Genomic DNA, 25,426 nt, shown 5'->3' on the forward strand with positions numbered 1-25,426 from the left:
ACTTCACTCGCCGCTCCAAGCAGAGTCGCACCAACCGCCTCGTCAAACAGCTCGCAAGCCTCGGATATCATGTCGAAATCACACCCATGGCTACGACCGCGTGAGTTCTGTTTCCTTTCAGGCACAGCGTAGCCGCCGCAACCAAATGGGGGAGGAGTGCTTCATGGTGAGCACAGGTGAATGCGAAGCATTCACCTGTGCTCACCATGAAGCACTCCTCCGTGCGCGTCGTGCAAGATTTGCTTGCCCCCTCTGTTAGAAATCGCGATTTGCCGGCGATCGCGATCGGCGGCAGACTCCCGTGCGCGTCAATTCTGGAGGCATGCCATGGGTGCTGCGCTCGAAAGCGATCGCCGCGACCCGCATTCGCCGCAGCCGGAGGTGCTGGACTACGATGCGGTGCTGGTCGCGCATATCGAGCAGTTCGAGGCCCTGGGCGTCGACATCCTCGCGCTGCAGCGCGGTCATGTCGATGACGACCCGGTGTCCTGGCGCGCGTCGTCGTCGCCTGCACGACGCGGCTGATCCGTCGCAAGAATTTCCGTCGCGGCCCTGTGAGGATTTGTCGTTTGTCGCCGGCCGGGGCGGGCGACAAGCTGCACGCCATGATGGCCCGAAGGGCAGGAGGAGATCATGGCTGCACCGCGTTTCGAGAGGGCGCTCATCGTCGGCGCCGGTTCCGGATTGAGCGCGTCGCTGGCGCGGCTGTTCGCGAGCGAGGGCCTGCAGGTGGCGCTGGCGGCGCGCAACACCGACAAGCTGGCTGACTTGGCGCGCGAGACCGGGGCCAGCACCTTCGCCTGCGACGCCAGCGACACCGCCCAGGCGGCGCGTCTGTTCGACGACGTCGCGGCCCGGATCGGCGATCCTGATGTCGTCGTCTACAATGCCAGTGGCCGCAGCCGCGGACCGGTCGCCGAGCTGGTGCCGGCGGAGGTCGAGCGTGCGATCGCGGTCAGCGCCTTCGGCGGTTTCCTGATCGCCCAGCAGGCCGCCAGGCGCATGCTGCCCAAGGGCCATGGCGCCATCCTGCTCACCGGCGCCTCGGCCAGCGTCAAGGGCTACGCCCAGTCGGCGCCGTTCGCGATGGGCAAGTTCGCGCTGCGCGGCCTGGCGCAGAGCATGGCGCGCGAGCTGGCGCCCAAGGGCATCCATGTCGCGCACTTCGTGATCGATGGCGGCATTCGCAGCGCCAGCCGTGCCGTGCCGGCCGACAAGCCCGACTCCATGCTCGATCCCGATGCCATCGCCCAGAGCTACCTGCACGTGCTGCGCCAGCCGCGCAGCGCCTGGACCTGGGAAGTCGAGCTGCGCCCCTGGGTCGAGACGTTCTGAGCGGCCGTCGCCGAGGGTCATCGTCGACACCCAGACCATCCCGTCATCCCAGGGCATTCGCATACGACCTCGCTGTCATCCCGAGCGCCCCCTTCGACAGGCTCAGGAGAGGGGATCTCCTGCGGCAAGGCGCACGGTGCGCCATTCGCGGGAGATCCTCGCTACGCTCGGGATGACGGTAGGGGCAGATGCGAATGCCCTTCCCCGCGAGAGGGGGGAGGTAGTCGAAAACCGACGGCTCCCATCCATATGCGAATGCCCTGCCCGTCATCCCGGGCGCGCAGCGCGGGATGACGGCTGTTGCGCAGGACAGTTACTCGCTCTCCCGGATGTCCTCTGATTCTCTTCGGTGACGTGCTGCGCAAAGCAGCGCGAGGCACATCCGATGCAGGCGCCATCGATATCGGTTGCGTCGCGCGGCTTGACACGCTTGGTCAAATGAGTGAGTATATAATCACTTGGCGCGCATCCGACGATTGCGCGCCGTCCCGGCCCTGGACATTGCCAATGGCATGCCGCCGGAGGTTCCACCATGGATCGCAGCGATATCCGCGATGCCATCACGCTGTTCCAGTACAGCCGCACGGCGCAGCGTGGCGGCCGGGCCGCCGAGGTCGTGCGTGCGCTTTGGCGCCTCGAGGCGACCAACGAGATCGGCTTCGCCGACCGCGGTGCCGCCAACCATGAAGGCAGCTGGAAAGCCGGCCGCCCCGGTTTCGACCTGCGGCTCAACATCAACTATATCAAGACCATACCGCGGCCGGACCAGCTTGGCGTGCTGTCGCTGCTGCTGGTTCACGAAGGCACGCATGCGGCGCTGAAATGGACCCGCCTGCTGGAGGAGATGGCGGCCCGGCTCCTGCCGATCCAGTACTATCGCGAGCTGACCGGACCGGGCGTCTTCAACGAGGCCAACGATCCACCGCGGCCAGGCAAACCCTTCGGCATCGTCCGTATCGCCAAGGGCCGATACAAAAGTTACGACCAGGAGAGCGAGGCGCTTCAGCGCGATCAGCTCATCGACTATCTGCTGTCGATCGAGACCTACCAGAAGCGGAAGTACCTCTACCCGCGATGGATCGTCGACCATCTGTCGCTGTGGGGCGGCCTGGCCAACCGGCTGCCGGCCACCAAGGGCCTCTACGTGCGCATCCTGGCGCAGAGCGTCGACCGCTACCACGTCGTGCGCATCCTCGACATCCTGGAGAGCATCGGCAGCCGCGCCGAATGGGACGCCATGATGGCCGCGGAGAAGCGGCTGCCGCGCCTGCAGCTGGCGCTCGACGACCTGACGACCACGCGGCGCCTGTCCGAGCGCATCGCGGCGCTCGAGCGCCGCTGGGGCGTGACGCTGACCGAGACGCCGCCGGTGCCGGCCCGCCGTTGACGGGTGGGCTTCTCACGCCGCCGGCTTCGCGGCGGGACGCACCTTGGGCAGGGCCAGCAGCGGCCACGGATCGGGCATCTCGCCGACCGGAACCTCGATCAGCGCCGGGCCGCCTGACGCGAACGCCTTGCGCAGGGCGGCGCGCAGCGCCTCGGGCGTCGTGGCGCGCTGGCCCATGATGCCGAAGCTGTCGGCCAGCTTCATGAAGTCGGGGTTGGCGAGGTCGACGCCGATCGTGCGGTTGCCGTAGCTCTGCTTCTGGATGCGCATCACGTTGCCGAACGCGCCGTCGTTGAACACCACGATCACGGCGCCGATGTTGTGGCGCACCGCGCTCGACAGCTCCTGCACGTTGAACATGAAGCCGCCATCGCCGCACACCGCCAGCACCGGCGCGTCCGGCCGTGCCGCCTTGACGCCGATCGCGGTGGCGACGCCCCAGCCCAGCGTGCCCTGGTAGCCGGTCGAGATGTAGGTGCGCGGCTTGTAGGTCGGGAAGGCGAGCCGGCTGACATAGCCGATCTGGGTCAGCTCCTCGACATAGATGCCGTTCTCGGGCAGCTCCGCGCGCAGCGCCGCGATGAAGGCAAGCTGCGGCGCCAGCCGCGCGTGCCTGTCCGCTGACCAGGCCTTGAGCGCGTGCATCTCCTCGCTGCGCGAGTCGCGCTTCGCGTTGTGCTGCGGCAGCACCTCGCGCAGGCGCGCCATCACCGCGGCCGCGTCGCCCACGATGCCGACATCGGGCTTGCGCAGCCGGCTGTGCTCCTCCGGGTCGATGTCGATGCGCACGATCTTCAGCGCATCGTCGACGCCCCAGATCATCTGCTGCGTCTGCAGGCGCGTGCCCACGGCCAGCACCGCGTCGGCCTCGGCCCACAGGCGGTGCGCTTCGCCCAGGCCCACGGCAAGCGGATGGCGCCAATCGACGACGCCGCGGCCCATGCGGTGCGACGCCACCGGCGCCTGCAGCATCTCGGCCACGGCGGCGACGTGCTCGGCCGCGTCAAGCGCGCCGCCGCCGACGATGATCAGCGGCCGCCTGGCGCCGCCCAGCAGCCTGGCTGCCCGCTCGACGCCGTCGTCATCGACCGGGATGGCGGTGCCGGCGGTCGGCCCCTGCAAGGCGACGGGCGCCTGCTGTGCCCACACATCCATCGAGCATTCCAGCCCGACCGGCCGCTTGCGACCGCTCCTGAGCTGGCGGAACGCCTCGGCCACCGTGGCCGGCGCCTCGGCGGCGCCATGGATGCGCTGCGCCCACTTGGTGAGCGTGCGCATGATGCCGAGCTGGTCCGGGATCTCGTGCAGCAGGCCGAGGTTGCGGCCCAGCGCCGGCAGCGGGATCTGGCCGATCACCGCCAGCACCGGCGCATTGGCGCTGTAGGCCGTGGCCAGCGCCGCCGTGGTGTTGAGGAAGCCGGGGCCAGGCACGACGCCGTAGGCCGCCGGCTTGCCCGTGGCCATGGCGGCGCCCAGCGCCATGTAGGCGGCGCCCTGCTCGTGGCGCGCATGGATGGCGCGGATCTTGTCCTGCGAGTCGAACAGCGCATCGAAGAACGGATCGTTCTGCACGCCGGGCAGGCAGAACATCGTGTCGATGCCGTTGACCGCCAGCGAGCGCACGACCGCCTGGGCCGTGCTCATGCGTTCGGCGGCAGCCGGGGCAGGGGAACCATGCATGGCGTGCTCCATCGGCGTTTCCTCATTCAGGCGCGAACCATGGCCGAACCGCTGCCGCGCGTCGAGAGGCGTTCCTGCCGACGGCGCGGCGGAACCTCTTGAGTTGCGTGCAGGGGCGCGACATGGTGGGTCATGTCGTCGATCGCGTTCGAGTTCAATGGCGCGCATGTCGAGGCCTGCCCCGACGGCGCCTTGTGGTGGCCGGACGAGCGGCTGCTGGCGGTCGCCGACCTGCACCTGGAGAAGGGCACCTGGTTCGGCGCCCGCACCGGCCAGCTGCTGCCGCCCTACGACACGCGCACCACCTTGCGCCGCGTGGCGCACGCCGTTGCGGCCCTGAAGCCGCGCGCCGTGGTCTGCGTCGGCGATTCGTTTCACGACCGCGACGCCGCCGGGCGCGTCGATGCCGATGACGCGGCGGCGCTGGCCGGCCTGGTCGGCGGCGTCGCGGACTGGATCTGGCTGGTCGGCAACCACGACCCGCACCCGCCGCGCCGGTGGGGCGGCGTCGTGAGCCGCGAGCTGGCGTTCGGCCCGCTCGCCTTCCGCCACGAGGCCGATCGCACGCCGCTCGCCCGCGCCGACGGCGAGGTCTCCGGCCACTACCATCCCGTCGCCGCGCTCACGGTGCGCGGCCGCTTCCTGCGGCGGCGCTGCTTCGTGACCGACGGGCGGCGCCTGATCCTGCCGTCGTTCGGCGCCTATACCGGCGGCCTGAACGTACTCGACCCGGCCATCGCCGAGCTGTTCGACGGCGCCTATGACGCGCTGGCGCTGGGCGCCGCGACCGTGCACCGCCTGCCCAGCCGCATCCTGCGCGCCGACCCGGCTCTGGCCGAAGCCGCCGGCTAGCGCCGATCGGCCCGGGCTTCGACGTGTACCGGACCGCGCGCCTCCCGGGGCGCTCATGGCATCGCTGCGACAGGACGAAGGGCGCGTCAGGAGCCGCGCGGTCCGTCCACGCCATCACGCGTCAAAGTTGGACAGGTGAATATTCGCTCGCGGCAGCAGCGCCGCGGCAGCCGGCGGAAGTGGCTTGCCGCGGGCCGGGCGGCGTGGCTAGCTCCGTGCAAGGCTTCTGGCCGGAGGTCGCCGATGAAGTGTCCCCGGTGTCACCAGCTGAATCGCGACGGGGCGCGATTCTGTGACGGCTGCGGCGCGCCGCTGGCGGGGCGCTGCGCCGGCTGCGACGGCGATCTGCCGCCGGGCGCGCGGTTCTGCCCGCACTGCGGCCAGCCGGCCGCCGCCGCCACACCGGCGGCAGCCTCGTCGTTCGGATCACCGCAATCCTACACGCCCCGTTACCTGGCCGAGAAGATCCTGATCTCGAAGGCCGCGCTCGAAGGCGAGCGCAAGCTGGTGACAGTGCTGTTCGCCGACCTCAAGGGCTCGATGGAGATGCTGGCCGAGCGCGATCCCGAGGAGGCGCGCAAGCTGATCGACCCGGTGCTGGAGCGCATGATGGAGGCCGTGCACCACTATGAGGGCACGGTGAGCCTGGTGATGGGCGACGGCATCATGGCGCTGTTCGGCGCGCCGCTGGCGGTGGAGGATCACGCGGTGCGCGCCTGCTACGCCGCGCTGCGGATGCAGGAGCAGGTCCGGCGCTACGCCGACGAGGCGCGCCGCCGGCATGGCGTGAACGTGCAGATCCGCGTCGGGCTGAACTCCGGCGAGGTCGTCGTGCGCGCCGTCGGCAGCGACCTGCACATGGACTACTCGGCCGTGGGCCGCACGACGCATCTGGCCGCGCGCATGGAGCAGCTCGCCAGCCCGGGCAGCATCCTGCTGACCGCATCGACGCTGGAGATGGTCGAAGGCTTCGTTGCCGTCGAGAAGCTGGGCCGCGTGCCGGTCAAGGGGCTTGCCGATGCGGTCGAGGTCTACGAGGCGACGGGGGCCGGCCCGGTGCGGACCCGGCTGCAGGCTGCGGCCCGCCGCGGGCTGACGCAGTTCGTCGGGCGCGAGCACGAGCTGGAGCAGCTTCGCCGCGCGCAGAGGCTGGCCGCCGGGGGCCAGGGCCAGGTCGTGGCGATCGTCGCCGAGGCCGGCGTCGGCAAGTCGCGCCTGGTGCACGAGTTCATCCACGGGCACGACCTGCAGGACTGGCTGGTGGTCGAGTGTGCCGCGGTCTCCTACGGCAAGTCGACGAGCTATCTGCCGGTGATCAATCTGCTGCGCAGCTATTTCGATATCCACGATCGCGACGATCTGCAGGTGATCGGCGACAAGGTGGCGGCCAAGGTGCTGGCGCTGGATGCCGCGATGGCATCGGCGTTGCCGGCCCTGCAGGCGCTGCTCGACGTCCCGGTGCGCGATGCCGCCTGGCAGGCCGTCGCGCCCGGCCAGCGCCGCCAGGAGACGCTCGATGCCCTGCGCCGCCTGGCACTGGGCGAGGCGCGCAAGCGGCCGGTCCTGCTGATCTTCCACGATCTTCACTGGATCGACGGCGAGACGCAGGCGCTGCTCGACGGCCTGGTCGAGAGCCTTGGCTCGGAGCGCGTGCTGCTGCTGGTGACCTATCGGCCCGAGCACCGGGACGGCTGGGGCGGCAAGCCGTGCTACGGCCAGCTCCGGCTCGATGCGCTGTCGGCGGCGAGCGCCGAGCGCTTCCTGCAGGCGCTCCTGGGCGACGATCCCGGCCTGGCGCCGCTGAAGCAGCTCCTGGCCAGGAACGGCAATCCGTTCTTCCTCGAGGAGACCGTGCGCACGCTGGTGGAAACCGGGGCGCTGGCGGGTCAGCGCGGCCACTACCTTCTGGCCCAGCCGATCCAGGCGATCCAGGTCCCGCCGTCCGTCCAGGCGGTGCTGGCGGCGCGCATCGATCGGCTTTCTCAAGAGGACAAGCGCCTGCTGCAGACCGCTTCGGTGATCGGCAAGGAGGTGCCGCTGGCGCTGCTGCAGGCCGTGTCGGAGCTGTCGAACGAGTCGCTGCGGGGGGCGCTCGACCGGCTGAAGGCGGCCGAATTCCTCGATGAGACGGAGCTGTTTCCCGATCTGCTCTACGCGTTCAAGCATGCGCTCACGCTCGAGGTCGCCTATGGCGGACTCCTGCACGAACGCCGCCGCGACCTGCACGGCCGCATCGTCGGCGCGATCGAGACGCAGCATCGCGATCGCCTCGAGGAGCAGACCGAGCGGCTGGCCCATCATGCGCTGCGCGGCGAGCTGCAGCACAAGGCGGTCGGATATCTGCGCCAGGCCGGCGCGCGGTCGGCCGCGCGCTCGGCGCTGCTGGATGCGCAGGACTGGTTCGAGCATGCCCTGGGCGTGCTGCAGGCGCTGCCGCCGGACCGCGCCACGCTGGAGCAGGGCTTCGAGGTCCGCCTCGAGCTGCGGCACCTGCTGGTCCAGTTCGGCGAGGCGCGCCGCAGCTTCGAGCGCCTGCGCGAGGCCGAGGCTCTGGCCGAGCAGCTGGACGACGATGCCCGTCGCGGTCGGGTGTTCGCCTTCGCGACCAACGTCCTGTCGCTGCTGGGCCGGCTCGACGAGGCGCTGGCCGTCGGCATCCGCGCGCTGCAGATCGCCGAGCGCCAGCAGAACCTGCGGCTGCGCATCCAGACCACGACCTATCTCGAGCAGGTGCACTACCACCGCGCCGAGCATGAACGGGTCGTCGAGCTGGCGAGCGCCAACCTCGCATCGCTGCCCGGCGACTGGGTCTACGAGAACCTTGGCAGCGCGACGCCGGCCGCGGTCTTCGACCGCTGCTGGGCCGTCATGAGCCTGGCCGAGCTTGGCCGGTTCGATGCGGCGGCGCCGCTCGAGGCCGAGATGCTCCGCCTGGCGGCGCCGACGCATCACGCCACCACCATCTCCCAGGCCCATTTCGCCGCCGGCCGGCTGCGTCTCGCCAGGGGCGACTGGGATGCGGCGCGCGCGCATTTCGAGCGCGCGATGGCGGTGTGCCGGTCGGGGCATATCGACCTGGGCCTTCCCCGCGCCGTTGCCGCCTGCGCCTGGGTCCTGGCGCGGGACGGCGCGGCCGGCGCGGCGATGGACCTGCTGGGCGAGGGCAGGGTGCTCGTGGCGCGCCTGGCGGCGCAGGGCAGCGGCGGCCATCTCGGCTGGGCCTACGTGTCGCTGGGCCATGCCGCGCTGCTGCTCGGCCGGGCCGGCGCGGCGCGGGAGCTGGGCGGCCAGGCGCTCGACTGCGCCGCGGCGCATCCCGGGGTCCAGGCGCATGCGCACCATCTGCTGGGCGAAGCCATGCGTGATTCCGGCGACGGCGATGCGCAGCCGGCGGAGTCTCACTATCGGCAGGCGCTGGCGCTCGCCGCGCCGTGCGGCATGCGGCCCCTGATCGCCCATTGCCACCACGGCCTGGGCACGCTCTTGCGGGATCGCGGCACGCCGCAAGCGCAGACGCATCTCGATACCGCCACGGCGTTGTATCGCGAGATGGACATGCGCTCCTTCCTCGATTGAGCGCAGATTTCCCGTCATCCCGAGCGCAGCGAGGGATCTCCCGCGAATGGCGCACCGTGCGTCCGTCGGGCGCACGCGATGACAGATTGGCGCATGGCTTCAGCCGCTTGATTGTCCGATCGGCCTGGACCTGGGTAAGCTTGCAGGCATGAACGCAGCATCATTGCCGAACCCGCCCCAGACCCTGCCGCTCCTGCTGGCCCGCGCGCCCGACGCGGCGACCGCGATCGTGTCGCCGGCCGGCGCGCTCATCTACGGCCAGCTGGCGCAAGCCAGCGCGCGGGTGGCAGCCGGCCTGCGGCGCCTGGGCGTCGCGCCGGGCGATCGCGTCGCGATCTGGCTGCCCAATGTCGATGCGTGGCTGGCCGTGTTCTTCGCCTGCGCCCGCATCGGCGCGATCGCCGTGGCGGTGAACACGCGCTTCCGCAGCAGCGAGCTGGCCGACATCCTGGGCCGCTCACGCGCCAAGGTGCTGGTGTTCTGGCCGGCCTTCAAGCAGATCGATTTCGCCGGCATCCTGGGCGACTGCGCGCCGGCCGACCTGGCGCATCTGGCCGCGGTCGTGGCCTACGGCAGCGATGCGGCGGCAGGCGACGGCGGCACGCTGCTGGGCCGGCCCGTCGTGACCTATGCGGCGCTGGCGGATCATGCGCCACTCGAGGATGTCGCGGCGACGGGCGAGTCGGGCTGCGCCCTGTTCACGACCTCCGGCACGTCCAGCCGCCCGAAGTTCGTCCTCCACGACCAGCGCACCTTGGCGACGCATGCCTGCAACGTCGTGCGCGCCTGGAACCTGTCCGCCGACAGCGTCACCCTGCTGGTGCCGCCCCTGTGCGGCGTCTTCGGGTTGGCGACCACGCTGGCGACGCTGGCCGGCGGCGGCCGGCTGATCATGTCGCCGGTCTGGGACGCGCACAGCGACGGCGCCGCCATCGTGCGCCATGGCGTCACCCACCTGTACACCAGCGACACCGCGCTGGCGCAGCTCTTGCAATTGCCGCAGGCGCCGGCGTTTGCCCGCTCGCTGCAGCATGTCGGCTACGCCGCCTTCTCGCCGGGCGAGGCCGACATCGTGGCGCGGGCCGAGGCCATGGGCGTGCGCGTGGCCGGGCTGTACGGCTCCAGCGAGCTGCAGGCGCTGCTGGCCGCCCAGGACAGCGCCGCGCCGGTGGCGGAGCGCAGCCTGGGCGGCGGCTACTTCGTGAGCCCGGCGGCGCATGTGCGCGTGCGCGATCCTGAATCGGGCCGGCTGGCGGCGCCGGGCGAGACCGGCGAGCTCGAGTTCCGCGCTCCGCACAGCGTCATGCGCGGCTATTTCGAGAATCCCGAGGCCACCGCCAAGGCCTTCACCGACGACGGCTATTTCCGCAGCGGCGATCTCGGCTACGCGCGGCCCGACGGCAGCTTCGTGTACCTGGCGCGCATGGACGACACGCTGCGCCTGGGCGGCTATCTCGTCAGCCCGGCGGAGATCGAGGCCGTGGTGCAGGAATGCGACGGCGTCGCCGAATGCCAGGTGGTGGGCATCACGATGAAGGGCGAGCTGCGGCCCATCGCCTGCGTGATCGCGCGCGCCAGTCCCGCGCCGGGCGAGGCCGCGCCGGACGAGGCCGCGATCATCGGCCATGCCGCGCACCGCCTGGCGCGCCACAAGGTGCCGGTGCGGGTGCTGATGATGGACGCCTTCCCGGTCACATCGAGCGCCAACGGCACCAAGATCCAGAAGGCGAGGCTGCGCGAGCTGGCGCTGGCCGAGCTCGAGCCGGGGCGGGCATGACGGACTGACATCGGCGCAAAAGAACCTGGAACCAACAAGTAGGTGCTGACATCGCCTCGCCCGCAACGGCAGGATGGAGCGGAGCAGCATCTCGGCTGTAACGTTCTGAGGGGAGGCAGTGATGAGGGGCTTGGTAGGTAGTGGGCGCGGTTCATGGCTTGCGGTGCTGTTGCTTGCCGTGGCCACCCTGTGGTCGGGCGCAGCGATGGCGGGCGTCCTGGACCAGATCCGCAGCAGCAAGACGATCCGTATCGCCTACCGGGAGGATGCGCCGCCGTTCTCCTACAAGGGCAGCGACGGGCAGCCGGCCGGCTTCATGGTCGACCTGTGCCGCAAGGTGGCGCAACGTATCGGCAAGCAGCTCGATGTGGCCGACGTGAAGGTGGTGTACGTGCCGGTGACCGGCACGAACCGTATCGAGGCGGTCAGCCAGGCGCGTGCCGACATGCTGTGCGAGGCCACGAGCGTCACGCTGGCGCGCCGGCAGCAGGTCGACTTCTCGCTCATGACCTTCGTCGACGGTGCCAGCCTGATGATCCGCGCCGGCGGGCCGGATGACCTCAAGGCGATGGCCGGACGCAAGGTCGGCGTCCTGGCTGGCACGACCACCGAGGCTGCCCTGCGCAACACGCTCAAGCGCGATGGGACCAACGCCGAGGTGGTGCCGCTGCAGACTCATCGCGATGGCGTCGCGCAGCTCGATGATGAGAAGATCGTCGCGTACTTCGCGGACCGGTCGATCCTCATGTACCTGGCGCCGCAGAGCAAGGCGCCCGGCCAGCTGCAGATCGCCAACGAGTATCTCACCGTGGAACCCTACGCGCTCGCGCTGCCGCGCGGCGATACGGAATTCCGTCTGGCTGTCGACCGGGCGCTCAGCCAGATCTACCGCTCGGGCGAAATCTTCGCGTTGCTTCGATCTGTCTTCGGCGCCGAGGTCAAGCCGAGCGAGATCCTGCAAGCGCTCTACGTTGTCAGCGGGCTTCCGGACTAGATGCCAGCGCCAGAGAGGAAACGTCGCCTGGGCGGCAATACGGCCGCCGGAGCGCGCGGGCATGTGGTTTCGCTGCGATTGTTCGTTTTTCGGCTAGCGTTTCTTGCCGAATACTCGTCAGGATCATGGCAACGCCACGTGAGCGGTTGAATGGACGGCCTCTCAGCGAATAAACCTCTTTGGATGAAGCGGGCCATCGCCGCGATGGCCATCGCCGGTTGCGCGCTTGCGTCATCGCCCAGCGCAGCCGCGCCGGACGTTCTCGAGGCGCAGGCGCCGGCGCCGAAGCAGGCGCCGCAGACCAAGGCGCCGACGCGCCCTGGTGCGCCGCAGCCTCCCGCCGCGTCGGCGCCAGCAGTGGATCCGGCCGCCGTCGCCGCGCTGCGGCGCATGGGCGAGCATCTCGTGTCGCTGCGCTCGTTCGAGATCCAGACCACGATCTCGATCGAGTATGTCCTTGAGAACAACCAGAAGATCCTGATCGGCGGCACCAGCCACTATCGCGTAAGGCGGCCGGACCGGCTGCGAGTCGACCTCACCACCGACACGCTCGATCGCGTCTTCCAGTATGACGGCAAGCAGCTCGTCGTCACGGCGCCCAAGGAAAAGTTCTTCGCGCGTCTGGATGCCAAGCCGACGGTCAGGGAGACGTTGTCCTGGGTGGCCCAGACCTTCGGCGTCGAGGTGCCGCTGGCCGATCTCTTCGACTGGGGCACGCCCGATGCGCCGGAAGGCGACATCCGCGAAGGCTTCCGGATCGGCAAGGCGCTCGTCGGCGGTGTCGAATGCGATCACTGGGCGTTCCGCGGTGCCGATGTCGACTGGGAAGTCTGGATCCGCGCCGGTGACTCGCCGTTGCCGCTGAAACTCTCGATCGTCACGACCGCCGACACGGTCCGGCCGCGTTACGAGGCGGTCCTGTCCTGGTCGGAAGCCGTGGAGTTCCCCGACGATATCTTCGTGCATGCGCCGATTGCCGATGCGAAGCGCATCGAGTTCCTCCCGATCGCGCCCGTCCAGGGGCAGCGCAAATGACGGCGTCCGGCCTTGCCCGCCCGCTCCGGGCCGTGGCGATCGCCGTGATCGCGTCCGGCGGTCTCTTGTTGTGGAACCTCGCGGTGCTGGCGCCGGCCGATGCCCGGCCCGGCGGCGGCGGCGGGCGCGGCGCCCGGGTCAATATCGGTCCGCGCTTCAACGCCCCGCGCCCACCGCCAAGCCGGCCGCCCAGCGCCAGCCAGCTGCCGGCAAGGCCGCCGGCCGCGGGCCAGGGCCAGCGTCCAGGGGGCCCAGGCGGGGGCGACGGGGCGAGACCGGGCGTGCCCCATCCGGAACACCCGATCGCCGGTGTCAAGCCGCCGCGCCCGGGTGCGCCGGACCGGCCGGGCGATCGCCCGCCCGTCGATCGTCCACCGGTCGATCCTCCCTATTACCCGGGCTACTATCCACCGTACTATCCGGGCTACTATCCGCCTTATCCCGGATACTGGCCGCCACCCTATCCGCCCTACGACGACGCCTATCCGGCGCCGTCGCCGCCACCTGCGTCGCCGCCGCCCGCGCCCGCCAGCGGCACCATTGTCGGCTCGGTGCCCGCCGACTGCCGGCAGGTGGGGGTTGCCAGCACGACCTATCTGCTGTGCGGCGCGATCTGGTACGCGCCGCGCTTCTCGGGCAACCAGGTCGTCTATGTCGTGGTCGACGCGCCGACGTGAATTCCCGGCAACGGCCTTATCGGCAGGCGCGCGGGCCGCGGATCAAAGCCGCCATACCGGTCGTCAGCGCGGCGCCGTGTCCGGCAGGAAGAAGAAGGTCAGGCCGAGGACAACGTAGACCGCCAGCAGCTGAATGCCCTTGAGCCAGTCGGATCGACCGTCACCGGCAACCTGCCCCGTGATCAACACTGACAGGAGCATGATGAGGACAAGCCCGGCGGGAAACGCCAGGTCCATCGGCGCCGGGCCGAGAACCAGGCTGACTAGCATCAGCACCGGTGCGACGAAGAGCGCTACTTGGACGCTCGAGCCGATCGCGATGGACAGCGAGAGGTCCATGCGGCCTTTCATTGCAGCGGTGACTGCCGTCGCGTGCTCCGCCGCGTTGCCCAGGATGGCGACGACGAAGACGCCAACGAAGGTGCTGCTGAGGCCGAAGGCACGCGCTGTCGGCTGGATAGAGCCCACCAGAATCTCGCTCATCCACGCGATCACGGCCGTGGCCGCGCCAAGCACGAGCGCGGCGCGAGGAGCCGGCCACGGGGGCGAGTGGGCCTTCTCGTCGGCGGGCGCATGAGAACCCAGGAACAGGGAAGAGTGAGTCACCAGGGTGAAAGCGAGATACAGTCCGTACACGAGAAGCAGGACGATGGATATCGAAACGCTGAGCAGAACCAGCGCCTGCGCCGCGCCGGCTCCTACCGCGGATCGATATGCAGCGGGCAGGATCAAGGCGATCGCCGCCAGCGTCAACATCACGGCCTGAGCACGCGCACCTGTCGCATTGAACCGTTGCTCGCGATGAATTATTCCGCCGGCCAGCATCGCCGCGCCGAGGACAAGCAGAATATTCCCGACGATTGACCCGGCAATCGAAGCCTTGACGACGTCATGGAGCCCGGCGCGCATCGCGGCGATGGCGATGATGAGCTCGGCCGCGTTGCCGAATGTCGCGTTGAGAAGTCCGCCGGGCCCTTCACCCAGGCGTTCGGCAAGATGTTCGGTGGCCCGACCCATCCACGCGGCCAGCGGCAGAATGGCAAGGCTGGATACGAGAAAGATAAGGAGGTGGCGCTCGGGCGCGAAGTGCTCGAGGCCGACGGCGACAGGCACAAAGAGAAGTAGCCAGTTCATCGTGACGCGTCAGCCTCTGGTTCCGAGGCTGTCCCTTTGTCGGCTGAGCACGCGTATTAGCGGTTGCTATACCTCGCGCTCCTCCGAGTCAGTCCATCTCACCGCATGTGTCTCGAGATAGCGGTCAACGGCCGCGCTGATCGTGGGAAAAAAGAACTCTTCGCCGAAGCGCGTGAAAAGTCCGAACCGTTTCAGCTTGTCCTTGACGGGGTCCTTCAATTCCGCAAAGCAAAGCTCGATATCCGCGGCGTGCAGTGTCTCGTCCAGCTCGGCCAACATGTCGGCCGCGGTAACGTCGACGCTGGTCACCGGCTCGGCCGCGACGACCAGCCAGCGCACGGGCGTAGGTGATGCCGACACGGCGTCAAGGACGCGCTCCTGGAACAGCTCGGCATTGGCGAAGAACAGGGGCGCATCCCAACGGAACAGGACGAGTCCGGGGATCAGCCGGGCATCGGGATACCGCGTGATGTCGTGATAGCCCCTGACACCCGCGACGCGGCCCAGGACCGCCGAATGCGGACGCCAGCCGTCCCACAGGAACTCGATGACGGCGATCACGATCGCCAGGCCGATTCCGGGAATCGCGCCCAGCGCGGCCACGCCGACGAGGCAGGCCATCGACAGCCAGAACTCCCATCGCTGGATGCGATAGATCCGCCGCAGATCCGTGATCTCGATCAGGCCGATGGCCGAGGCGATGACGACGGCCGCCAGCGCGGTGGTGGGCAAATGCCTGAGAAGGTCCGGCGCCGCCACCAGCAGCAGGGCCACGGCCAGCGCGCCGACGATCCCGGTCACCTGGGTCTTGGCGCCGGCAGCCTCGGCGACCGGCGTGCGCGACGAGCTGCTGCTGATCGGGAATCCTTGAAAGAATCCGGCCGCCAGATTGGCGGCGCCAAGCCCCACCATCTCCTGGTTGGGGTCGACATAGGTGCCGCTGCGAGCGGCATAGGCGCGCGACAGCACGCTGGTGTCGGCAAACGACACCAGGGCGACGGCGCAGCCGCCGATCAGCACCGGTGTGATATCGGCGTAGGTGATCCACGGTATGGCGAGCATGGGCAGGCCCTGGGGCAGGGGGCCGAGGACCGAGACGCCCGCGCGTCCGCCCAGGTCCAATGCGCCGACGGCAACGGTCGCCCCGACGACCGCGATCAGGATGCCGGGCAGCCGCTTGCTGCCCTTGAGCAGAAAAATCGTCGACAGCGTCCCGGCGCCGACGAGAAAGGTCGTCCAGTTGGTTCTTCCCTCGAGGATCGCCTCGCCGGTGGCCCACACGCTTCTCAGCGGTCCGTCGGCGTCGATCGAGAACCCGAGCAGCTTGGGCAGCTGGCTGATCAGGACCGTCAGCGCAATCCCGTTCATGTAGCCGTAGCGGATCGGCTTCGACAGCAGCTCGGTGATGAAGCCCAGCCGGACGATGCCGGCCAGGATGCACGCGACGCCCGAAACGATGGCCATCATGCTGGCCAGGGCGATTGCCCGCAGGGGATCGCCGCCGGAGAGCGGCAGGACGACGGCCAGAATGATGGCGGCCAATGAAGAATCCGGACCGAGCACAAGGATGCGGCTGGGCCCGAACAGCGCATAGGCGAGCAGCGGGACGATGGTCGCGTAGAGCCCGTAGATGCCGGGCACACCCGACGCCACCGCGTAGGCGACACCGACGGGCACCAGCATCGTCGTGAGCACCAGCCCGGCAACGATGTCGTGCCGCAGCCAGGCCGTCTCATAACGACGCAACATGTCGAGCCCCGGCAGCCAGCGCATCCAGCCGCGATCCGCGCTCCGGCGCGGGCGTGGGACGCGCAGTCCGTCCGGCTTGATGGATGGTTCAGCCTGGCTCATGCGATCGCGTCAGGGCGGCACACACCTGTGGCTCGTGCTGTCATCAATGTACTTCCGACGGATAGCATAGTTCATAGAAATATATGCCACGTCTCTCATGCCTGGCGGCAGGAAGGTGTTCGACGGTTCTGGGTGCAGCTTTGCCCGGTTGCTGTCGAGGCAGTTCGTGCAAAATCGGGATAGGAAACAGGGGCTTCTGCAAGGAAGCGGGTGTGGTTGGATTGTGCTGGCCAATCCCCGCGATGATACCCTCCGCCGGCTCTCGACACCATGGCTCGCCGTTATGCCGACGGAGTTCTGCATGCCGACGCAAACGACCATTACCGGTTCAGAGGCTGATGCGCATCGCAGATCGGCACCCGAATGGTCCGGCTTCGCGCCGGGCGGATGGCAGCACGCGATCGACGTGCGTGACTTCGTTCAGCGCAACACCGTGCCCTACCTGGGCGACGAGACATTCCTGGCCGAGGCGACGGCGCGTACGAAAGCCGTATGGTCGAAGCTGCAGCCGCTGTTCAAGGAGGAGATCAAGAAGGGCGTGCTGGATGTCGATGCCAAGACGCCTTCATCGCTCACGTCGCACAAGCCGGGCTATATCGATCGCGCCAACGAGGTGATCGTCGGGTTGCAGACCGATGCCCCGTTCCGTCGCGCCATCATGCCGTTCGGCGGCTTGCGCATGGTCGAGAGCGGGCTGACGGCGGCGGGATTCCAGCCCGACCCGATCGTCCACGAGATTTTCACCAAGTATCGCAAGACCCACAACGACGGCGTGTTCGATGCCTACACGCCGGAGATCATGGCATGCCGGCGCAGCCATATCGTGACCGGACTGCCGGACGCCTATGGCCGCGGCCGCATCATCGGCGACTATCGGCGGATCGCGCTCTATGGCGTCGACCGCCTGCTGGACGTGAAGCACGCCGAGCGTGCCCTGCTCGACGCCAAATGGCCCACCGACGACGTCATCCGCGAGCGCGAGGAGCTGGCCGAGCAGATGCGGGCGCTGGCCGATCTCGCCACCATGGCCGCAAGCTACGGCTGCGACATCAAGCGGCCGGCCGCGAATGCGCGCGAGGCCGTGCAATGGACCTATCTCGGCTATCTCGGCGCGATCAAGGAGGCGAACGGGGCCGCCATGTCGATCGGCCGTCTGTCGTCCTTCTTCGATTGCTACATCGAGCGGGACCTGAAGAGCGGCGTTCTCGACGAGGCTGGGGCGCAGGAGCTGATCGACCAGCTCGTGCAGAAGCTCCGGATCGTGCGTTTCCTGCGTACCCCCGACTACGACGCGCTGTTCTCCGGCGATCCCTACTGGGCGACCGAATGCATCGGGGGCGTCGATCTCGACGGCCGGCCGCTGGTCACCCGCACCAGCTTCCGCATGCTGCATACGCTGACGAACCTGGGCCCGGCGCCGGAGCCCAACCTGACCGTGCTGTGGTCGCAGCGCCTTCCCGATCCGTTCAAGCGCTACTGCATCAGGATGTCGGCGGCGACCTCCTCGATCCAGTACGAGAACGATGACCTGATGCGCCCGTACTGGGGCGACGACTACGGCATCGCCTGCTGCGTGTCGGCGATGCGCATCGGCAAGCAGATGCAGTTCTTCGGCGCGCGGGTGAACCTCGCGAAGTGCCTGCTGTACGCGATCAACGGCGGCCGCGACGAGCTGAGCGGCGATCAGGTCGCGCCAGCCGCGCTCCCCGTGACAGGCGACATTCTCGACTACGACGACGTGCGCGCCAGGTTCGACGGCATGATGGAGTGGTTGGCCCGGGTCTATGTCCATGCCATGAACTGCATCCACTACATGCACGACAAGTACTACTACGAGCGCCTGGAAATGGCGCTGCATGACAGCCAGATCCTGCGCACGATGGCGTTCGGCATCGCCGGATTGTCGGTCGTGGCCGACAGTCTGTCGGCGATCAAATATGCGAAGGTCAGGCCCATCCGCCGCGAGGACGGCCTTGTGGTCGGCTACGAAACGTCGGGCGAGTTTCCGACCTACGGCAACAACGACGACCGCGTCGATCTGCTGGCATCGGAGCTTGTATCGACCTTCATGTCGAAGGTGCGCAAGCATCCGACCTACCGCGGCGCGACCCATACGCAGTCCGTCCTGACCATCACGAGCAATGTCGTCTACGGCAAGAACACGGGCGACACGCCGGACGGCCGCAAGGCCGGCCAGCCCTTCGCGCCCGGTGCGAACCCGATGCACGGCCGGGACAGCCATGGCTGGCTGGCATCCTGCCTGTCGGTCGCCAAGCTGCCCTACGCCGACGCGCAGGACGGCATCAGCTACACCGTCTCCGTCGCACCGAGCCCGAACCGCAGGGAGGAGGAGGAGAAGGTGGAGCAGGCGGTCAAGGTGATCGACGCGTATTGCGCCCAGGGTGGCTTCCACATGAACCTGAACGTGCTCAACCGGGATACCCTGCTGGATGCCATGGAGCATCCGGACAAGTACCCGCAGTTGACCATCCGGGTTTCGGGATACGCGGTGAACTTCGTCCGCCTGACCCGCGAGCAGCAGCTCGATGTCATCAGCCGCACGTTCCACGGACAGGTCTGATGCCATGGTCGAGGAAGCATGGGCCCGGGACCGCCATGCGCTGAGCCGGTCCCTCTCACCTGACGCACCCGACACGGTCGAGTACCGCGACGTCGCCGGTGATTTCGGGTGGATCCATTCCTACGAGACCGGCTCGACCGTGGATGGACCCGGCGTGCGCATCACGCTGTTCGTCAGCGGCTGCCTGCTTCGCTGCCAGTATTGCCACAACCCCGATACCTGGCATCTCAAGGACGGCCGGCGCATCTCGTATGACCTCGCCGAGCGCGCGCTCGCGGCCTATGCGGCGCCCCTGCGGGTCATGGGTGGCGGCCTGACCATATCCGGCGGCGAGCCGCTGCTGCAGCCGCGCTTCACGCGGCGGCTGTTCGCGGCGGCCAAGGGGATGGGGCTGCACACGGCGCTCGACACGTCGGGCTTCCTGGGGGCGCGCGCCGACGACGAGTATCTGCAGCATGTCGACCTCGTGCTGCTCGACATCAAGTCATGGGACCCGGCGACATACGAGCGCATCACCGAGCAGGACGTGCGGCCCACGCTCGAGTTTGCCGAGCGTCTGGCGCGTCTGGGCAAGCCGGCATGGGTCCGCTTCGTGCTCGTCCCGGGCCTCAGTGACGATCCGGCCAATGTGGCCGGCCTTGCCCGCTTCGTGGCGCCGATGCGCAATGTCGAGTGGGTCGAGGTGCTGCCCTTCCACCAGATGGGCGCCTTCAAGTGGAAGGCCTTGGGGCTGGAATACAAGCTTGCGGACACGCCCACACCGTCGCCCGAGCTGGTCGAGCGCGTTCTCGGCCAGTTCCGCGAGGCCGGCTGTCGCGCCCGATGAAGGAGCGGCTCAGAGCGATGCCGGTAGCGCCGGGAGGTGGGAAGCCATTCTTCGACTGTTGAAGCAAGCAACCGAAAGGGCAGCGCGGTCGCATGGTCCGGTGCATGGGCAGGACATTCGCATATGGGAGCACCGGTGCCGTCTCCTCGCCCCGCGGCAGCGGGGAGAGGAAGGGGCCCATGCCGAAGGCATGGGAAGGTGAGGGGTAGAACGATCAGGCCATGCGGCAAGAACAGGGACTGATCGCTCGTACCCCTCACCTTCCCATCGCTTCGCGATGGGCCCCTCCCTCTCCCCGCTGCCGCGGGGAGAGGGGTGAACGGCAGCATATGCGAATGCCCTGGGTGCATGGGGAGAGTGATGATCGATGTCATTCGGACGGTGCTGGAATCGTCGCCGATGCTGGCTTTGTTTCTGGCCATAGCCGCCGGCTATGCGCTCGGGCAGGTATCCATCGCCGGTGTCTCGTTCGGCGCCGGCGCGGTCCTGTTCACCGGCCTGCTCATCGGCGCGATCGCGCCCAAGGCGGCGCCGCCGGCGCTGGTCGGCACGCTGGGTCTGCTGATGTTCGTCTACAGCGTCGGCATTCAGTACGGGCCGCAGTTCGTCGCCAGCCTGCGCGGGCCCGGCCTCAAATACATGTCGCTGGCCGCCGTCGGCGTCCTCGCGTCGCTGGCGGTCGCTGTGCTGCTGGCCAGGCCGCTCGGCGTCTCTCTCGACACCGCGGCCGGGCTGTTCGCCGGATCGGGCACCAGCACGCCGACCCTGCAGGCCGCGCTCGCGGCGGCGAAGAACCAGGATCCGGCGATCGGCTATTCGGTGGCCTATCCCTTCGGCGTGATCGGCCCGATCGTGCTGATGACCATCATGGCGGCGCTGGTGAAGCCCAAGTTCGCTCCGCCGGCGCAGAACCTGCGCGTCGCCGAGTTGACACTGGAATCGAAGCTGGAAGGTCGCACCGTCGGTGAGCTGTCTGCGATCCTGCCGGCCGATGTCCGCATCACCGCCCTTCGCCACGACCACGTCAACGCGCTGCCGGCACTCGACGCCCGCCTGCAGACGGGCGACGGGTTGCTTCTGGTCGGCAGTCCGCAGGGTATCGCGGAGGCAGGACGCCTTCTGGGACATGAGGAGCCGGGACGCCTGGGTCGCGACCGCCGCGACTACGACGTCGTGCGGGTCTACGTGTCGCGGGCCGCGTTCATCGGCAAGCCCATCTCCGCGATCGCGCTTCCCGATTTTCCCATTTCGATCGGATACGTGCGGCGCGGCGACGTCGAGCTGATCGCCTCGCCGGACCTCACGATCGAGTTCGGCGACCGCCTTGTCGTCGTGGCGCCGACGGGCAAGCATGCCGACCTGCGGCGCTTCTTCGGCGACAGCATCAAGGGAAATGCCGAGATGTCGTTCGTCTCGATCGGGGTCGGCATGGCGCTGGGGCTGCTGCTCGGCATGATCCCGATCCCGCTGGGTGGCGGCCGCAGCTTCAGCCTCGGCGTGGCTGGCGGCCCGCTGGTCATGGCGCTGGTGCTCGGCTGGATCGGCCGCAGCGGCCCGATCGGGTGGCGCATGCCGGTCGTGGCCAACCTGGTTCTGCGGAACTTTGGCCTGTCGCTGTTCATCGGCGCGGTCGCGCTGGGCGCCGGCGCGCCCTTCGTGCAGGCGGTCGCCGCGAACGGCTTGAGCATTTTGCTGGCAGGAGCGGCTGTCCTGGTCACTTTGGTCATGACCGTGCTGCTCGGCGGGCTGCTGCTGCGCATCCCGTTCGATGATCTGCTGGGGGTCTGCGCCGGATCGACGGGCAACCCCGCGATCCTGTCGGCGGCCAGCCGGATCGCGCCGACCGAACGGACGGACATCGGGTACGCGATCACGTTTCCGAGCATGACCGTGGCCAAGATCGTGGCGGTCCAGGTGCTGCTGAGCTGAGGCGGCGGTCGCTCAGGACCGCCTCGCAACGCCGTTGGAATTGCTGAAGGGGAAATCTGGCAATCGTTGGCGGGGGGAACCTGTGAAGATCGCAATACTCGGCACGACGTCGCTGGTCGCTGTTGCCGCAACGCCGTTCATGGCGATGGCAGCTGATCCGATCAAGCTGCAGCTGGGCGGCTTCTGGAATGCCTACATGGCGTTTGGCAAGATTGATCGGGACATCACGGGTGGCTCCACCGGCACCGGTTATCGCCCGGAGACGTTCCGGTATGAGGGGGAGATCTGGTTCTCGGGCGAGACCAGGCTCGACAACGGCACCACGATCGGCATCCGCGTCGAGCTGGAGGGCTGGTCACAAGGTGGCGCCAACACCTCGAGGAATGACCAGCTCGACGAAGAGTATCTCTATGCCTTCGGCAACTGGGGGCGTCTTGAGTTCGGCGCCCGGGACGCGGCTTCCTACAAGAGCGAGCGTGGCACGCCGTCAGCCCTGCCGGGCTGGGGCTTCCACGACCCGGACTTTGCCAACAACGGCAGCGGCTTCTCGAGCGCCAACAATGGCGGCCGGGATCGCGGCACCAATCCTGGCCTGGCCGCGTCCAACTCGAACAACTCCGGTGATGCCACCAAGATCACCTACTACACGCCGGTGATTGCCGGCTTCCGGGTCGGTCTCTCCTACACACCCGCGTTCAACACCGGTGGCCCGGCGGCGACGTGCTTTTTCCGCGGTGGCGGCGGCCCGGCGACGAACTGCCCGAAGAACGCCAATGCCTGGCACAACGGCATCGATGTGTCGGCCACCTACACCGGTAAGTTCGACGCCGTGTCGGTCGACCTGTACGGCGGCTACATGACGGCCGGCTTCGATCGCGGCACGACGCTCAGTCCCGCCGACAGCGGGTCGGCCCGCTACAAGAGCTGGGCGGCGGGCGGGCGCATTGGCTATGAGGGGTTCACGTTCGGGGGCGCCGTGGGCCGTGACAACAACGGCCTGAAGGGCAAGAACGCGACCCGCTGGTATTCGGCCGGGATCATGTACGAAGCCGGCGCGTGGCAGATGTCGGCCGGCTGGTGGGGCGGGCGCAACGACGACGGCACCGCCGTCGTCGGCACGCAGAACGCGCCCGGCAAGGACGAGATGGACATGTTCGAGCTCGGCGTCACCTACCTGCTGTCGCCGGGCATCAGGCTCGTGGGTGGCCTCACATACACGATGGGCTCCGGCCAGTCGAAGAGCGAGAAGGCCGACGCCTGGGCGCTGCTCCTGGGCACCTCGCTGCAATTCTAGGCAAGCACACAGTGGGAGGAAGCGATCATGAGCACTTCTGACAGGAATGACGGGTTGCTCGGGGCGTTGCCTGACATGTCGGCCGTCCCGTCGAACATCGATCGTCGCTCGTTCTTGATGCGCAGCGCGGTCATCGGCGCTTCGGCAGCGCTGACCGGCACCGCCTGGACGGTCGAGGCGCGGGCGCAGCAAGCGGCGAAGGAGGCGGGAGCGACCAAGCTGGGCGCGACGCTTTCGCCCGACCTCAACATCGTGAAGGCATCCAAGGGCCCGGTGATGACCGTGCTGGAGGAGTTCTACAAGGTCGGGCCGGGGCCTTCGAGCTCGCACACGATCGGCCCGATGCGCATCACCTACGACTTCTACCAGCGCTGCACGAAGCTGCCGGCCGAGCAGCTGGCGCAGGCGACCGGCCTGAAGGTGCACCTTTTCGGAAGCCTCAGCGCCACCGGCAAGGGCCACGGCACCGAGCGCGCCTCGCTGGCAGGCCTGGTCGGCAAGGAGCCGGCCACCGTCGATCCGCTCTTCCTCGACGAGATGATCGCGAAGCCGCAGCAGACCTACCCGGTGAAGCTCGGCGACAAGACGTTCAACCTGTCGCTGGCCGACATCATCTACGATTCGGCCAAGGGAGATTTTCCCCATCCCAACACCATGACCTGCAAGCTCATGGCCGGCGACAAGGTGCTCTACGAGCTGGAGTACTATTCGGTCGGCGGCGGATTCATCGAGTGGAAGGGCTATCAGCCGCCCAGGAAGGGGCAGCCGAAATATCCCTACGCGACGATGAAGGAGCTGCGCCAGCATGCGGAAGCCAACAAGCTCTCGATCGCGCAGGTCATCCTGGCGAACGAGATCGCGGTGTCGGGCAAGACCGAGGAGCAGATCAACGCCTTCCTGGACAAGATCGCCGGTGCGATGCTCGCGACCGTGAAGACCGGCCTGTCGCTCAAGGACGACGTGCTGCCCGGGCCGATCAAGCTGCGCTCCAAGGCGGCGACCGTCTGGGAGCGGGCCCAGGACGACAAGTATGAGGCCGACCGCGCGATCGCGATGGTCTCGGCCTTTGCGCTGGCGGCCTCCGAGGAGAACGCGCGCGGCCATCTGGTCATCACGGCGCCGACCGGCGGCTCGGCGGGTGTGATGCCGGCGGTCGTGTACGCGCTCAGCGAAAGCAAGCGCAAGGTGCCGATCGAGAAGATCCGCCAAGGCCTGCTCGCCGGCGCGGCCATCGGCTATCTCTGCAAGCACAGCGCGACCCTCTCGGGCGCGGAAGGCGGCTGCCAGTCCGAGATCGGCGTCGCCTCGGCGATGTCGGCGGCCCTCATCGCCCAGATCATCGACAGTCCGCCGCAGGTGATCGAGAATGCGGCGGAATCGGCGCTGGAGCATCATCTGGGCATGACCTGCGATCCGGTCGCCGGCTACGTCCAGGTTCCGTGCATCGAGCGCTGCGCCTTCGGGGCGGTGAAGGCCTGGACAGCCGTCATGATCGCGACCAACGAGATCGCATCACGCCATCGCGTCGATCTCGACACCACGATCAAGACGCTGGCCGACACCGGCAGGGACATGTCGGCGAAGTACAAGGAGACGAGCGAGGGCGGGCTGGCCGCGAACCTTGTTCTTTGCTGATCCGCCGCGAGGGGCGGCCCCTTCGGGTGGGGCTTTTTACGACTTCAGCTACGCGCCGGCCGTGGCGGGTTCCGGCGCGTGCGGCGCGTTGGGGGGACGAACGCTCCGCCGCCACGCGTCGATGCGATCGGCGTCGGCGGGAACGACAGTGAACAGCGGAGCGGCAAACGCCTTCCATGCCGCCAGCTGGGCAGGGGAGACGGATGTCAGCACGGGAACTTGAGCCTCGATCGCGGCGCCGAACGCGTCGCGCAGCCCGCCGCCGTTTGCCTCGAGCTTGCCGAACTTGCTCAGCAGCACCAGATCGCAGCCGGTGGCGATATCGCGGCGGACGGCAGCGGCCGCCGCGAGCGCGCCGTCGCCCGCCAGATGGCAGCCTGCTGACCCTGGCCCGAGATCCTGGAAGATCGCAAAGCGCTCGCCGCTTGCCAGGCTGCGCAAATAGCCGGCGCTGCAAGCCCGCCCCGGCAGGCCATGATCCTCGGCGATCACGCCCGCCAGGCGGGCGCAGCCTTGCCACCGCGCCGCCAGGACGCGGAACAGGTCCTGGACCACGGCGCCCTGCATGCCCTGCACCACCGCGATCTTCTTGACGGCTTCACTCATGGCGTCCTCTCGCCGGCGCTGGGGCATCGATATGTCCAATCATATATATCCTATCGCGCCAGCGTCAATTCGGCCGCTTCCGGCCAACCGGGGCGCCGCCACGACCACGATGCGTCGTCGCCGGCGACAGGCTTCGAGCGATCCGCCGCGACAGCTGGCAGGGCGCGACCGGGCGCCCCTGTACTACTGGCCTCACGAATCTCCGCGAGCCGCGGTGATTCGGGTAGCCTTCATGGTGAGCCTGTCGAACCATGAAG

Annotated in this window: 18 protein-coding genes; 14 read left to right on the top strand and 4 right to left on the bottom strand. The window is 68.4% G+C overall.

Annotated elements, in window-relative coordinates; genetic code table 11:
- The first annotated feature begins 327 nt into the window (after nt 1-327).
- From FHP25_RS31405 to FHP25_RS31415, 3 genes are all read left to right on the top strand, one after another.
- A complete protein-coding gene (locus tag FHP25_RS31405) occupies nt 328-525 on the top strand; it encodes a hypothetical protein (protein ID WP_147850947.1) in 198 nt (65 codons plus the stop codon).
- Nucleotides 526-633: 108 nt separating this feature from the next.
- Nucleotides 634-1,335, top strand: coding sequence for an SDR family NAD(P)-dependent oxidoreductase (locus FHP25_RS31410; RefSeq protein ID WP_147850948.1), 702 nt, complete (start codon nt 634-636; stop codon nt 1,333-1,335).
- A 532-nt stretch (nt 1,336-1,867) separates the two neighbouring features.
- Nucleotides 1,868-2,722, top strand: coding sequence for a hypothetical protein (locus FHP25_RS31415; RefSeq protein ID WP_147850949.1), 855 nt, complete (start codon nt 1,868-1,870; stop codon nt 2,720-2,722).
- Nucleotides 2,723-2,734: 12 nt separating this feature from the next.
- On the opposite strand, the gene FHP25_RS31420 is transcribed toward FHP25_RS31415, so the two are convergent.
- Nucleotides 2,735-4,402, bottom strand: a complete 1,668-nt coding sequence (locus FHP25_RS31420; protein ID WP_178133922.1) for a thiamine pyrophosphate-dependent enzyme — start codon at nt 4,400-4,402, stop codon at nt 2,735-2,737.
- Between the two features lie 132 nt (nt 4,403-4,534).
- Here FHP25_RS31420 and pdeM point away from each other — a divergent pair, with 132 nt between their 5' ends.
- From pdeM to FHP25_RS31450, 6 genes are all read left to right on the top strand, one after another.
- Nucleotides 4,535-5,254, top strand: coding sequence for a ligase-associated DNA damage response endonuclease PdeM (pdeM, locus tag FHP25_RS31425; protein WP_147850950.1), 720 nt, complete (start codon nt 4,535-4,537; stop codon nt 5,252-5,254).
- Nucleotides 5,255-5,497: 243 nt separating this feature from the next.
- Nucleotides 5,498-8,830, top strand: coding sequence for an adenylate/guanylate cyclase domain-containing protein (locus FHP25_RS31430; protein WP_147850951.1), 3,333 nt, complete (start codon nt 5,498-5,500; stop codon nt 8,828-8,830).
- A gap of 148 nt (nt 8,831-8,978) precedes the next feature.
- Nucleotides 8,979-10,607 (top strand): AMP-binding protein, encoded by a 1,629-nt coding sequence (locus FHP25_RS31435; RefSeq protein ID WP_147850952.1) that lies wholly within the window; start codon nt 8,979-8,981, stop codon nt 10,605-10,607.
- A 121-nt stretch (nt 10,608-10,728) separates the two neighbouring features.
- Nucleotides 10,729-11,601, top strand: a complete 873-nt coding sequence (locus FHP25_RS31440) for an amino acid ABC transporter substrate-binding protein (protein WP_147850953.1) — start codon at nt 10,729-10,731, stop codon at nt 11,599-11,601.
- 183 nt (nt 11,602-11,784) lie between these two features.
- Nucleotides 11,785-12,636, top strand: a complete 852-nt coding sequence (locus FHP25_RS31445; protein WP_178133923.1) for a DUF2092 domain-containing protein — start codon at nt 11,785-11,787, stop codon at nt 12,634-12,636.
- Entirely contained in the window at nt 12,633-13,313 is a 681-nt protein-coding gene (locus FHP25_RS31450; RefSeq protein WP_178133924.1) for a hypothetical protein, read from the top strand. Before FHP25_RS31445 ends, FHP25_RS31450 begins: the two co-directional genes overlap by 4 nt.
- A 63-nt stretch (nt 13,314-13,376) precedes the next feature.
- Here FHP25_RS31450 and cax read toward each other — a convergent pair whose 3' ends face one another.
- Together cax and FHP25_RS31460 are read right to left on the bottom strand one after the other, a co-directional pair.
- Nucleotides 13,377-14,447, bottom strand: coding sequence for a calcium/proton exchanger (gene cax / locus FHP25_RS31455; RefSeq protein ID WP_147850956.1), 1,071 nt, complete (start codon nt 14,445-14,447; stop codon nt 13,377-13,379).
- A gap of 66 nt (nt 14,448-14,513) precedes the next feature.
- Nucleotides 14,514-16,220 (bottom strand): SulP family inorganic anion transporter, encoded by a 1,707-nt coding sequence (locus FHP25_RS31460; RefSeq protein ID WP_231712549.1) that lies wholly within the window; start codon nt 16,218-16,220, stop codon nt 14,514-14,516.
- Between the two features lie 379 nt (nt 16,221-16,599).
- Here FHP25_RS31460 and pflB point away from each other — a divergent pair, with 379 nt between their 5' ends.
- The 5 genes from pflB to FHP25_RS31485 all read left to right on the top strand — a co-directional run bounded on the left by pflB (nt 16,600) and on the right by FHP25_RS31485 (nt 24,563).
- The gene (pflB, locus tag FHP25_RS31465; RefSeq protein WP_147850958.1) at nt 16,600-18,879 is read left to right on the top strand and encodes a formate C-acetyltransferase; all 2,280 of its coding nucleotides are present in this window, start codon (nt 16,600-16,602) and stop codon (nt 18,877-18,879) included.
- A gap of 4 nt (nt 18,880-18,883) precedes the next feature.
- Nucleotides 18,884-19,705, top strand: coding sequence for a pyruvate formate-lyase-activating protein (gene pflA, locus FHP25_RS31470; RefSeq protein WP_147850959.1), 822 nt, complete (start codon nt 18,884-18,886; stop codon nt 19,703-19,705).
- Nucleotides 19,706-20,065: 360 nt separating this feature from the next.
- Nucleotides 20,066-21,634, top strand: a complete 1,569-nt coding sequence (locus FHP25_RS31475; protein ID WP_178133925.1) for an aspartate:alanine exchanger family transporter — start codon at nt 20,066-20,068, stop codon at nt 21,632-21,634.
- Between the two features lie 82 nt (nt 21,635-21,716).
- Nucleotides 21,717-22,928 (top strand): porin, encoded by a 1,212-nt coding sequence (locus FHP25_RS31480; protein WP_147850960.1) that lies wholly within the window; start codon nt 21,717-21,719, stop codon nt 22,926-22,928.
- A 27-nt stretch (nt 22,929-22,955) separates the two neighbouring features.
- Entirely contained in the window at nt 22,956-24,563 is a 1,608-nt protein-coding gene (locus FHP25_RS31485) for an L-serine ammonia-lyase (RefSeq protein WP_147850961.1), read from the top strand.
- A 48-nt stretch (nt 24,564-24,611) separates the two neighbouring features.
- On the opposite strand, the gene FHP25_RS31490 is transcribed toward FHP25_RS31485, so the two are convergent.
- Nucleotides 24,612-25,169 carry a DUF2478 domain-containing protein gene (locus tag FHP25_RS31490; protein WP_147850962.1) on the bottom strand — a complete coding sequence of 186 codons (558 nt, stop codon included), beginning with the start codon at nt 25,167-25,169 and terminating at the stop codon, nt 24,612-24,614.
- Between the last annotated feature and the right edge of the window lie 257 nt (nt 25,170-25,426).

The sequence above is a fragment of the Vineibacter terrae genome (assembly GCF_008039615.1).
Classification (GTDB): Bacteria; Pseudomonadota; Alphaproteobacteria; order Reyranellales; family Reyranellaceae; genus Vineibacter; species Vineibacter terrae.

Coding starts and splice junctions, on each gene's coding strand:
- pdeM (WP_147850950.1), top strand. CDS start 4,535: ATGTCGTCGATCGCGTTCGAGTTCAATGGCGCGCATGTCGAGGCCTGC.
- FHP25_RS31445 (WP_178133923.1), top strand. CDS start 11,785: ATGAAGCGGGCCATCGCCGCGATGGCCATCGCCGGTTGCGCGCTTGCG.
- cax (WP_147850956.1), bottom strand. CDS start 14,447: ATGAACTGGCTACTTCTCTTTGTGCCTGTCGCCGTCGGCCTCGAGCAC.
- FHP25_RS31415 (WP_147850949.1), top strand. CDS start 1,868: ATGGATCGCAGCGATATCCGCGATGCCATCACGCTGTTCCAGTACAGC.
- pflB (WP_147850958.1), top strand. CDS start 16,600: ATGCCGACGCAAACGACCATTACCGGTTCAGAGGCTGATGCGCATCGC.
- pflA (WP_147850959.1), top strand. CDS start 18,884: ATGGTCGAGGAAGCATGGGCCCGGGACCGCCATGCGCTGAGCCGGTCC.
- FHP25_RS31410 (WP_147850948.1), top strand. CDS start 634: ATGGCTGCACCGCGTTTCGAGAGGGCGCTCATCGTCGGCGCCGGTTCC.
- FHP25_RS31420 (WP_178133922.1), bottom strand. CDS start 4,402: ATGCATGGTTCCCCTGCCCCGGCTGCCGCCGAACGCATGAGCACGGCC.
- FHP25_RS31405 (WP_147850947.1), top strand. CDS start 328: ATGGGTGCTGCGCTCGAAAGCGATCGCCGCGACCCGCATTCGCCGCAG.
- FHP25_RS31475 (WP_178133925.1), top strand. CDS start 20,066: ATGATCGATGTCATTCGGACGGTGCTGGAATCGTCGCCGATGCTGGCT.
- FHP25_RS31450 (WP_178133924.1), top strand. CDS start 12,633: ATGACGGCGTCCGGCCTTGCCCGCCCGCTCCGGGCCGTGGCGATCGCC.
- FHP25_RS31440 (WP_147850953.1), top strand. CDS start 10,729: ATGAGGGGCTTGGTAGGTAGTGGGCGCGGTTCATGGCTTGCGGTGCTG.
- FHP25_RS31435 (WP_147850952.1), top strand. CDS start 8,979: ATGAACGCAGCATCATTGCCGAACCCGCCCCAGACCCTGCCGCTCCTG.
- FHP25_RS31490 (WP_147850962.1), bottom strand. CDS start 25,169: ATGAGTGAAGCCGTCAAGAAGATCGCGGTGGTGCAGGGCATGCAGGGC.
- FHP25_RS31460 (WP_231712549.1), bottom strand. CDS start 16,220: ATGCGCTGGCTGCCGGGGCTCGACATGTTGCGTCGTTATGAGACGGCC.
- FHP25_RS31485 (WP_147850961.1), top strand. CDS start 22,956: ATGAGCACTTCTGACAGGAATGACGGGTTGCTCGGGGCGTTGCCTGAC.
- FHP25_RS31430 (WP_147850951.1), top strand. CDS start 5,498: ATGAAGTGTCCCCGGTGTCACCAGCTGAATCGCGACGGGGCGCGATTC.